At 68.3% G+C, this 9,183-nt stretch carries 12 protein-coding genes; 8 read left to right on the plus strand and 4 right to left on the minus strand.

All coding sequences use genetic code 11. The features are described 5' to 3' along the window. Positions 1 to 60: 60 nt before the first annotated feature. The 3 genes from GPA27_RS27125 to GPA27_RS27135 form a co-directional block, all read right to left on the minus strand. Positions 61 to 345, minus strand: coding sequence for a hypothetical protein (locus GPA27_RS27125; protein WP_169143533.1), 285 nt, complete (start codon positions 343 to 345; stop codon positions 61 to 63). A gap of 234 nt (positions 346 to 579) precedes the next feature. Next, on the minus strand, positions 580 to 1,356 hold the full coding sequence (locus GPA27_RS27130; protein WP_169143534.1) for a ferredoxin--NADP reductase: 777 nt from the start codon (positions 1,354 to 1,356) through the stop codon (positions 580 to 582). Positions 1,357 to 1,478: 122 nt separating this feature from the next. Beyond that, positions 1,479 to 1,997: a DM13 domain-containing protein gene (locus GPA27_RS27135; protein WP_169143535.1), complete on the minus strand. Its 519-nt coding sequence runs from the start codon at positions 1,995 to 1,997 to the stop codon at positions 1,479 to 1,481. A gap of 47 nt (positions 1,998 to 2,044) precedes the next feature. On the opposite strand from GPA27_RS27135, the gene GPA27_RS27140 reads away from it, so the two are divergent. The 8 genes from GPA27_RS27140 to GPA27_RS27175 all read left to right on the plus strand — a co-directional run bounded on the left by GPA27_RS27140 (position 2,045) and on the right by GPA27_RS27175 (position 8,603). Then, positions 2,045 to 3,691, plus strand: a complete 1,647-nt coding sequence (locus GPA27_RS27140; protein ID WP_169143536.1) for a nitroreductase family protein — start codon at positions 2,045 to 2,047, stop codon at positions 3,689 to 3,691. A 91-nt stretch (positions 3,692 to 3,782) separates the two neighbouring features. Further along, complete coding sequence (locus GPA27_RS27145; RefSeq protein WP_211165275.1) at positions 3,783 to 4,301, plus strand: DUF1269 domain-containing protein; 519 nt, start codon at positions 3,783 to 3,785, stop codon at positions 4,299 to 4,301. Positions 4,302 to 4,354: 53 nt separating this feature from the next. Then, positions 4,355 to 5,143: a cytochrome c oxidase subunit II gene (locus GPA27_RS27150; protein WP_169143537.1), complete on the plus strand. Its 789-nt coding sequence runs from the start codon at positions 4,355 to 4,357 to the stop codon at positions 5,141 to 5,143. Between the two features lie 10 nt (positions 5,144 to 5,153). After that, a complete protein-coding gene (gene ctaD, locus GPA27_RS27155; protein WP_169143538.1) occupies positions 5,154 to 6,899 on the plus strand; it encodes a cytochrome c oxidase subunit I in 1,746 nt (581 codons plus the stop codon). Beyond that, on the plus strand, positions 6,896 to 7,114 hold the full coding sequence (locus tag GPA27_RS27160; RefSeq protein ID WP_246261518.1) for a hypothetical protein: 219 nt from the start codon (positions 6,896 to 6,898) through the stop codon (positions 7,112 to 7,114). Before ctaD ends, GPA27_RS27160 begins: the two co-directional genes overlap by 4 nt. Before the next feature lie 8 nt (positions 7,115 to 7,122). Then, positions 7,123 to 7,554, plus strand: coding sequence for a cytochrome c oxidase subunit 3 (locus tag GPA27_RS27165; protein WP_246261519.1), 432 nt, complete (start codon positions 7,123 to 7,125; stop codon positions 7,552 to 7,554). A gap of 17 nt (positions 7,555 to 7,571) precedes the next feature. Next, a complete protein-coding gene (locus GPA27_RS27170) occupies positions 7,572 to 8,270 on the plus strand; it encodes a heme-copper oxidase subunit III family protein (RefSeq protein ID WP_169143539.1) in 699 nt (232 codons plus the stop codon). A gap of 9 nt (positions 8,271 to 8,279) precedes the next feature. Further along, positions 8,280 to 8,603 (plus strand): cytochrome C oxidase subunit IV family protein, encoded by a 324-nt coding sequence (locus tag GPA27_RS27175; protein WP_169143540.1) that lies wholly within the window; start codon positions 8,280 to 8,282, stop codon positions 8,601 to 8,603. Between the two features lie 4 nt (positions 8,604 to 8,607). Here GPA27_RS27175 and GPA27_RS27180 read toward each other — a convergent pair whose 3' ends face one another. Next, positions 8,608 to 9,075: a ferritin-like domain-containing protein gene (locus GPA27_RS27180; RefSeq protein ID WP_169143541.1), complete on the minus strand. Its 468-nt coding sequence runs from the start codon at positions 9,073 to 9,075 to the stop codon at positions 8,608 to 8,610. Between the last annotated feature and the right edge of the window lie 108 nt (positions 9,076 to 9,183).

Raw genomic sequence — 9,183 nt, forward strand, 5'->3', positions numbered from 1 at the left:
CCCCAACCCTCCCCTTGAAGGGCAGGGAGCAACCGTGCCGGGGCGGGGGCGCGTGTCTTCTTACTTGGCTGCCTTCATGTCGGCCTGGCACTTCTTCATGAACGAGTTCTTCGCCGCGCCGGCGAGCGGCTTGCCGTTCTTGTCGAGGGCCTTCGCCGAGCACTCGGTGTTCACGGCGTCAGTGTGGCACTTCTTCATGAAGGACGACTTGGCGGCGCCGACGAGCGGTTTGCCGTTCTTGTCGATGGCCTTGGATTCGCACATCGAATCGGCAGCGGGGGCCTGCGCGAAGGCTGAAGCGGCGACGAACAGGCTGGCGAGAACGGCGGTGATCAAGCGGGACATGCGGGTTTCTCCTTGTAGTACGCGGCGCGTCGCACGGCGCGTGTGCGTCCTGCCGCCGGCGGTGTTCCGTCGTGGTTGTGTCGAGAGCTGCGGTCATGCACCTGCGTGCATCAATATAACGCGCGATTACCCGATGCGGGTGACATTGCTTGCAGGCGGGCGATGCGTGTGGCGCCTCTTGAAAAGCCAAAGGGCGCCGTAGCGCCCTTTCGGTGGTGTCGCCGCAGCCCCGTGCTACTTTTCGACGAAGGCGTGCTCGATGACGTAGTCGCCCGGATCGCCGATGCGCTTGGACATCTTGAAGCCGCGGCGGTCGAGCAGCTCGCGCGAGCTCTTCAGCATCGCAGCGCTGCCGCAGATCATCACGCGGTCGACGGCGGGGTCGAGCGGGGGCAGGCCGATGTCCGCGAACAGCTTGCCGCTTTCGATCAGGTCGGTGAAGCGGCCCTGGTTGCGGAACGGTTCGCGCGTCACGGTGGGGTAGTAGATCAGCTTCTCGCGCACCGCCTCGCCGAGGAATTCGTGCTGCGGCAGTTCGTGCGTGATGTAGTGCTCGTAGGCAACCTCGCTGACGTGGCGCACGCCGTGGATGAGGATGACCTTCTCGAAGCGGTCGTACACGTCGAGGTCGCGGATCACGCTCATGAAGGGCGCAAGGCCGGTGCCGGTCGAGAACAGATACAGGTGCTTGCCGGGCAGCAGGTCGTGCAGCACCAGCGTGCCGGTCGGCTTGCGCGAGATCAGGATGTCGTCGCCGGGCTGCACCTTCTGCAGGCGCGAGGTGAGCGGGCCGTCCGCCACCTTGATGCTGAAGAACTCGAGGTTTTCCTCGTAGTTGGCGCTGGCGATCGAATAGGCGCGCATCAGCGGACGTCCCTCGACCTCGAGACCGATCATCACGAACTGGCCGTTCTCGTAGCGCAGTGCGCGGTCGCGCGTCGTGGTGAAGGAGAACAGCGTGTCGTTCCAGTGATGCACGCTGACGATCTTTTCGGTGATGAAGGCGGCCATGTCCGGTCTTTCGATTCTGGGTTGTGAGGTGCGAATTGTACTGTTGCGCTGCAGCGAGCGGGGCTATATGGGCGAGCCATCAAGTTATATGGACCGGGAAAACCGTCGAAGATTAAGAAGATTTAATTCTTTGGTCCCGTCACGGCGCCGCCCACCCCGGGGGCCGTCAGCCGGGCGGGCGAGATCAGTACGCCGAACTGCTCGCACCAGATGACGACGCTGCCGTAGGCGCCCGGATCGACACCGGCCGGGATGGGATAGTTCTGGCTGCCCTTGAACGCCTTGAGCCGGCCGAGGTCGATGAACATGCTGGCGGCGACGTCGGTATCGGGCGTGACCTGCTTGTCCGGCACGAGGTAGACGTGGAACTTGGGGCCCGGGCCGACCTGGAAGTCTTCCTCCAGATGCACGAGGCCGTCATACACGCGTACGCCGCCGCGGCCGTAGTGGATCGGGTCGGAGGGATTGGCGTGGATGAAGGTCCCGCGCGCGACGAGGCGCAGTGCCGACGGGTCGTCGATGCGCTCGCTCGCGGTGATGTCGGCGAGGAAGATGAAGGGGTATACGAAGATGCCCAGCGCGAAGCCGGCGGCGGTGCCGAGCAGGCCGCCGAGGACGAAGGCGAGGATCGATCTTTTCATCGCTGTCGGACTCCGGCGGTGGCGCGACGAATTGCGAGGGGGACGGGATGGCGCACGAGCCGGCAGCAGTGTCGACGGACAGCGGGAAGGTCGCCGCCGTGCGGGCCTACCATGAGCATAGCAAGCATCGGCCGGAGCGCTACGCGCCGGGGCCGGGACGGCTCGACTGGGCGAACCAGCCGGACCCGTGGCGCAGTTGGGACGGTGCCGCGCGCACGATCCTGCCGCTTGCGGCGGACGGCCTCGCGACGCGCTACGCCGCCTTGCGCCGCGGCGAGCTGCCGCCGCCCGCCCCCTTCGATCTCGAGCACATAGGCATCCTGTTCGAGCTCTCGCTGGCGTTGTCGGCATGGAAGGAGTTCGGCGGCTCGCGCTGGGCGCTGCGCTGCAACCCGTCGAGCGGCAACCTGCATCCGACCGAGGGCTACCTGATCGCACCGGCGCTGCCCGGCCTCCCGGCCGGCGTGCACCATTACCTGAGCCGCGATCACGTGCTGGAGCAGCGTGCTGCGCCGCGCGAGGGATGGGATGCGGCCTTCGGCGGGCAGGCGGCGCTGGTCGCGCTGAGCTCGATCCACTGGCGCGAGGCGTGGAAGTACGGCATGCGCGCGTGGCGCTACTGCCAGCACGATTGCGGCCATGCGATTGCCGCCGTGAGCGTGGCGGCCGCGGCGCTAGGGTGGTCGGCGCGCGTGCTCGACGGCGTCGGCGACGACGACATCGCGCGCCTCGCCGGGCTGGATCGCGTGGCGGACTTCGATGGCGCCGAGCGCGAGGCGCCCGAGGTGTTGCTGCAGCTCGGTGCGGCGGGAAGCGGCACCGACGTCGATGCGCTGCGCGCCCTCGCGGACCAAGCCGACTGGCGCGGGCGCGCCAACCGCCTGAGTTCGGCGCATGTCGATTGGCCGGACATCGCCGTCGTCGATGCCGCCGCGCGCAAGCCGCGCACCGCCGCGGCGGAGGCGCCGGCACCCGCGGCGCTGCCTCCGTCTGCCGCACCGGTGCAGGACCTGTCGGTCGCGACGCTCGCGCGCCGGCGCCGCAGCGCGGTCGCCTTCGACGGCGTGACGGCGATGACTGCCGAAACCTTCTTCGCCGTGCTCGATGCGCTGCTGCCGCGTGCGGGCGTGCCGCCGTGGTCGGCCTGGCCTTGGCCGCCGCAGGTGCATCCGGCGCTCTTCGTGCATCGCGTCGACGGGCTGGAGGCGGGGCTCTACGTGCTGGTGCGCGATCCGGCGGCGCTCGCCGGGCTGCGTGGGGCGATGCGCGCGGACTGGCTGTGGCACAAGTCGGGCCCCGCGCACCTGCCGCTCTACCTGCTGATTCCCTACGACCTGCGCGCGACGGCGCAGCTCGTGTGCTGCCATCAGGAGATCGCCGCCGATTCGTGCTTCGCGCTCGGCATGCTGGCGCGCACGGGGCTGGTCGCGCACGAGCCATGGCGCTATGCACCCCTCTATCGCGAGTGCGGCCTGCTCGGCCAGGTGCTATATCTCGAAGCAGAGGCGGCGGGGCTGAGCGGCACCGGCATCGGCTGCTTCTTCGACGATGCGATGCACGAACTGCTGGGGCTCGCGGGTGAGGAATGGCAGAGCCTCTACCATTTCACCGTCGGCGGACCGGTCGAGGACTCGCGCCTCAGTTCCCTGCCGCCCTACGGCGCCGCCCGGCGCGTGCGCACGCCGAAAACTTGACGACCGCCCCGTGGTCACAATCTTGCGGAGATCGAGGCGAGAACGGGGAGGCCGCGCATGCTGCCGTAGGTGATCCGGCAAGGAGGTCGTCATGCTGGGCTTGAAGCGATTGTATTTCCTGCTGCCGGACGTCGAGACCGCGCGCAGGATCGTCGATGAACTGCTGCTCGCGCATGTTCCCTACGAGCACGTGCATGTGCTGGCCCGCCGCAATACCCCGCTGGAGGAATTGCCCGAGGCCAGCGTCGCGCAGAAGACCGACCTCGTGCCGGCGATCGAGCGCGGGCTGGCGGTCGGCGGCAGCGTGGGCGCGCTGGCGGGGCTCGTCGCGGTCGCCTTTCCGCTCGCGGGCGTGGTGGCGGCCGGGGGCGCGATCCTGTTCGGTGCGTTGGGCGGCGCCGGTTTCGGCGCGTGGGTCTCGGCGATGGTCGGCGTGAGCGTGCCGAACTCCCGCCTCGAGCGTTTCGAAAAGGCGATCGGGGACGGCATGTTGCTGATGATGGTCGACGTGCCGAAGGACCGTGTCGCGGACTTCGAGGACATGATCCGGCAGCACCATCCGGAAGCCGACATCGAGGGGGCCGACCCGACGATCCCGGCATTCCCGTGAGCATCCGCGGATAGCAGCGCGGGATTCACGCGGAGTGGGGGCAAGGGGGAGGCATGGCACTGGCAATCGCACTGGTCGTGATCGTCGTCGCGACGGTGGTGTTCCACTTCGCAAGTCCGTGGTGGTTCACGCCGATCGCGTCGAACTGGGGCCTGCTCGACGACACGATCCTGATCACGCTCGCGATCACCGGGGCGGTGTTCGTTGCGGTGAATCTCTTCATCGCCGTGGCGATCGTGCGTTTCCGTCACCGCGCCGGCCACCGCGCGGCCTTCGAACCGGAGAACCGGCGCCTGGAAGGCCGGCTCACGCTGCTCACGACGGCGGGCATCGTCGCGATGCTGGCCCCGGGCCTGTACGTGTATTCGCAGATGATCGCCGCGCCAGCCGACGCGGCGCAGGTCGAGGTGCTGGGCCAGCAGTGGCAGTGGCGCTTCCGTTTTGCCGGCACGGACGGCCGCCTGGGACGCACCGACGTGCGCCACGTGAGCGCCGACAATCCCTTCGGCCTGAACGCCGACGACCCGCACGGGCGCGACGACGTGCTCGTCGCCAGCCCCGAGCTGCACCTGCCGCTCGACCGCCCCGTCACGCTGTTGCTGCGCTCGCATGACGTGCTGCACAACTTCTACGTGCCGCAGTTCCGCGTGAAGATGGACCTCGTGCCGGGGCTGGTGTCGCGTTTCTGGCTGACGCCGACGCGCGCCGGCCGCTTCGAGATCCTGTGCGCCGAGCTGTGCGGGCTGGCGCACTACAACATGCGCGGCCATGTCGTCGTCGAGGACGAGGCGGCGTTCCGCGCCTGGCTCGCGGCGCAGCCGACCTTCGCCGCGGTGCGATGAGGGGGAGGCGATGAGCGACGACGACCTGCACGCCGGACCGCATGGCTTCTGGACGAGGTACGTGTGGAGCCAGGACCACAAGGTGATCGCGATCCAGTACGGCCTCACCGCGATCGCGATCGGACTGGTCGCGCTGGTGCTGTCGAACCTGATGCGCCTGCAGCTGGGCTTTCCCGGCGCGTTCGCCTTCATCGACCCGGCGAGCTATTACCAGTACGTGACCATGCACGGGATGATCATGGTGGTGTATCTGCTCACCGCGCTCTTCCTCGGCGGCTTCGGCAACTACCTGATCCCGCTGATGGTCGGTGCGCGCGACATGGTGTTCCCCTTCCTCAACATGCTTTCGTACTGGATATACCTGCTCGCGGTGCTGGTGCTGGTCGCGAGCTTCTTCGTGCCCGGCGGCCCGACCGGCGCGGGCTGGACGCTGTACCCGCCGCAGGCGATCCTGCCCGGCACGCCGGGCACCGAGTGGGGCATCGTGCTGATGCTGGTGTCGCTGGTGATCTTCATCGTCGCGGCGACGATGGGCGGGCTCAATTACGTGACGACCGTGCTGCAGGCGCGCACGCACGGCATGACGCTGCTGCGCATGCCGCTCACGGTGTGGGGCATCTTCGTCGCGTCCATCCTCGCGCTGTTCGCGTTCCCCGCGCTATTCGTGAGCGGCGTGATGATGCTCTGCGACAAGCTGCTCGGCACCAGCTTCTTCATGCCGGCGATCGTGTCGATGGGGCAGCCGCTCGCGCACGCCGGCGGCAGCCCGGTGCTGTTCCAGCACCTGTTCTGGTTCTTCGGCCACCCCGAGGTGTACATCGTCGCGCTGCCCGCCTTCGGCATCATCTCCGACCTCATCAGCACGCACGCGCGCAAGAACATCTTCGGCTACCGCATGATGGTGTGGGCGATCGTCGCGATCGGCGGACTCTCGTTCGTCGTGTGGGCGCACCACATGTACGTCTCGGGCATGAACCCGTACTTCGGCTACTTCTTCGCGACGACGACGCTGATCATCGCGGTGCCGACCGCGATCAAGGTGTACAACTGGACCCTGACGCTGTGGCGCGGCGACATCCACCTCACCGTGCCGATGCTGTTCGCGATCGGCTTCATCAGCACCTTCGTGATCGGCGGGCTCACCGGGCTCTTCCTCGGCAACGTCAGCGTCGACATCCCGCTCTCCGACACCTATTTCGTCGTCGCCCACTTCCACATGGTGATGGGCGTGTCGCCGGTCCTCGCGGTCTTCGGCGGCCTCTACCACTGGTACCCGAAGATCACCGGACGCCTGCTCGACGAGCGCCTGGGCAAGCTCCACTTCTGGGTGACCTTCCTCGGCACCTACGCGATCTACATGCCGATGCACTACCTGGGCTTCCTCGGCATGCCGCGGCGCTACTACGCGTACGAGGGCTACGAGTTCATCCCGGCCTCGGCGCAGGACCTCAACGCCTTCATCACCGTCGCGGCGCTCGTCGTCGGCGTCGTCCAGCTGGTGTTCCTGTTCAACCTCGCATGGAGCCTGCGGCACGGCCGGCACGCCGGCGCCAATCCATGGGGCGCGACGACGCTCGAATGGCAGACGCCGGACACGCCGCCGCGCCACGGCAACTGGGGCGCGGCCCTGCCCGAGGTGCACCGCTGGGCCTACGACTACAGCGTGCCGGGCGCTGCGCGCGACTTCATCCCGCAGAACGTGCCGCAGGAGGCCGGTGTGGGGGCCGAAGGACCCGCCTGGGAGGGCCACGCATGACTCTGCTTGACGCGCTCACCGCCAAGCCCTGGCTGCCCCAGCCGCCGCATCCCGGGCGCGATGCGCCGCGCGCGCCGGCCGCGAACGTGGGATTGCGCATGCTGCTGGGCGTGATCGCGATGCTGTTCGCCCTGTTCGCGGTCGCGCTTCTGGTGCGTGCGCGCCTGCCCGACTGGCAGGCCCTGCCCTGCCCTGGCCGGCGACGCTGTGGCTGAACACCGGGTTGCTGGCGGCGAGCAGCGTCGCGCTGCAGTGCGCGAGCGGCGCCGCGCGGCATGCGCGGGAGCGCAGCCTGCGCATCGCGCTGGCCGCCGCTGCGGCGCTCGCGCTGGCCTTCCTCGTTGGCCAAGGCTGGGTGTGGGCGCAGTTTGTCGCGGCCGGCCACTTCGTCGCGAGCCACCCGGCGGCGAGCTTCTTCTACCTCCTCACCGGGCTGCACGGCGTGCATCTGGCCGGCGGACTGGTCGCGCTCGGCGGGACGGCGGCCGGCGTTGCGCGGGACGTGCCCGCTGAGCAGTCGGCGCGGCGCGTGGCGCTGTGCGCGACGTACTGGCACTTCCTGTTCGCGGTGTGGCTGGTGCTGTTCGCCCTGCTCGCGAGTCCGCCGGGCGTGCTCGTGGCGCTCGGCAGCGCCGTGGGCATGCACATCCACTAACTCACGGAGGTCACGCGATGGATTCGACTGTCGCACCCGTCTCGAGCACGGCGCCCGCCGGCGGCTGGCGCGGCCTCGTCGCCGACTGGTCCGGCGACCGGCAGGCCTTCGCGGTGCCGTGGGGCAAGGCGATGATGTGGATCTTCCTGATCTCCGACACCTTCGTCTTCGGCAGCTTCCTCACCGGCTACATGACGGTGCGCATCGCCACGACCGAGCCGTGGCCGAACCCCTCAGAGGTGTTCGCGCTGACGATAGGCGGCCAGACCCTGCCGCTGATCCTGATCGCGATCATGACCTTCGTGCTGATCACGAGCAGCGGCACGATGGCGATGGCGGTCAACTGCGCCTACCGCCACGACCGCGTGCGCTGCGCCGCGCTGCTGCTGGCGACCGCGCTGCTCGGCGCGAGCTTCGTCGGCATGCAGGCCTTCGAGTGGAGCAAGCTCATCGCCGAGGGTGTGCGGCCGTGGGGCAACCCGATGGGGGCGGCGCAGTTCGGTGCGAGCTTCTTCATGATCACGGGCTTCCACGGCCTGCACGTGAGCGTCGGCGTGATCTACCTGCTGACGATCGCCGCGCACGTGCTCGCGGGGCGCTACGAGGCGCGCGGCGAAGGCGGTGGCAAGTACGGCAACGTCGAGATCGCGGGCCTGTACTGGCACTTCGTCGACCTCGTGTGGGTGTTCATCTTCGCGCTGTTCTACCTGTGGTGAGGTGTCGCCATGGACCACGCATCCCGCCAGCAGCATCCGATCGGCCTGTACCTGAAGGTCTGGGCGCTGCTCTTCGTGCTCAGCACGATGTCCTACCTCGTCGATTACTTCCACGTCCAGGGGCTGCTGCGTTGGGGCCTCATCGTCACTTTCATGTTGATGAAGGCCGGCCTGATCGTCGCCGTCTTCATGCACCTGCGCTGGGAGCGGCCGGCCCTGGTGTGTGCGATCCTGCTGCCGCCGCTGTGCGTGCTGGTGCTCGTCGCCTTGATGGTGCTCGAAGGCGACTACATCTTCCTCACGCGCGGCGCGTTCTTCGGCGTGCTGCCGTAGGTCGCTAGCCCGGCCGCGCCGGCGCGAAGGTCGACAGGTCGCCCGGCTTGCGCAGCATCTTGTCGACTTCCGCGAGATGCAGCTCCTCCGTCTGGACCATCTGGCGCGCATATTCCTCGAGCGCCACCGAGCGGTCCGCGACCAGCGCGAGCAGCTCGTCGTAGAGCTTCAGCGCGCCGCGTTCCGATTCGAGCGATTCGCGCAGCATCGCGCCGATGTCGTGCTGGTGCGAGTCGAGCAGCGGTCCGATCGCGAGCGAGGGGTGAGCGCCCAGCGTGGTGATCCATTCGCCGGCCATGCGCGCGTGTTGCAGCGATTCTTCCGCCTGCGCGTTCAGCCACGACACGATCGGAATGCGCCCGAAGCCGAATACGAGGAAGGAGTAATGCGTGTAGCGCACGACTCCGGCCAGTTCGGCCTCGAGGATACGGTTCAGCGCCGCAACGACCGCTTCCTTGTCGAGTTCCGCCATGATGTCCCCTCCTGTGCTTGTCGCCGTGCGATGCGGCACGGCGTTGCTCCCCCACTCTAGACCACTGCGACGGCGGCCGCAGGGTGGGGCGGGGCGGCGGATCAGGCG

It is taken from the genome of Aromatoleum toluolicum, from assembly GCF_012911005.2.
Lineage (GTDB): Bacteria > Pseudomonadota > Gammaproteobacteria > Burkholderiales > Rhodocyclaceae > Aromatoleum > Aromatoleum toluolicum.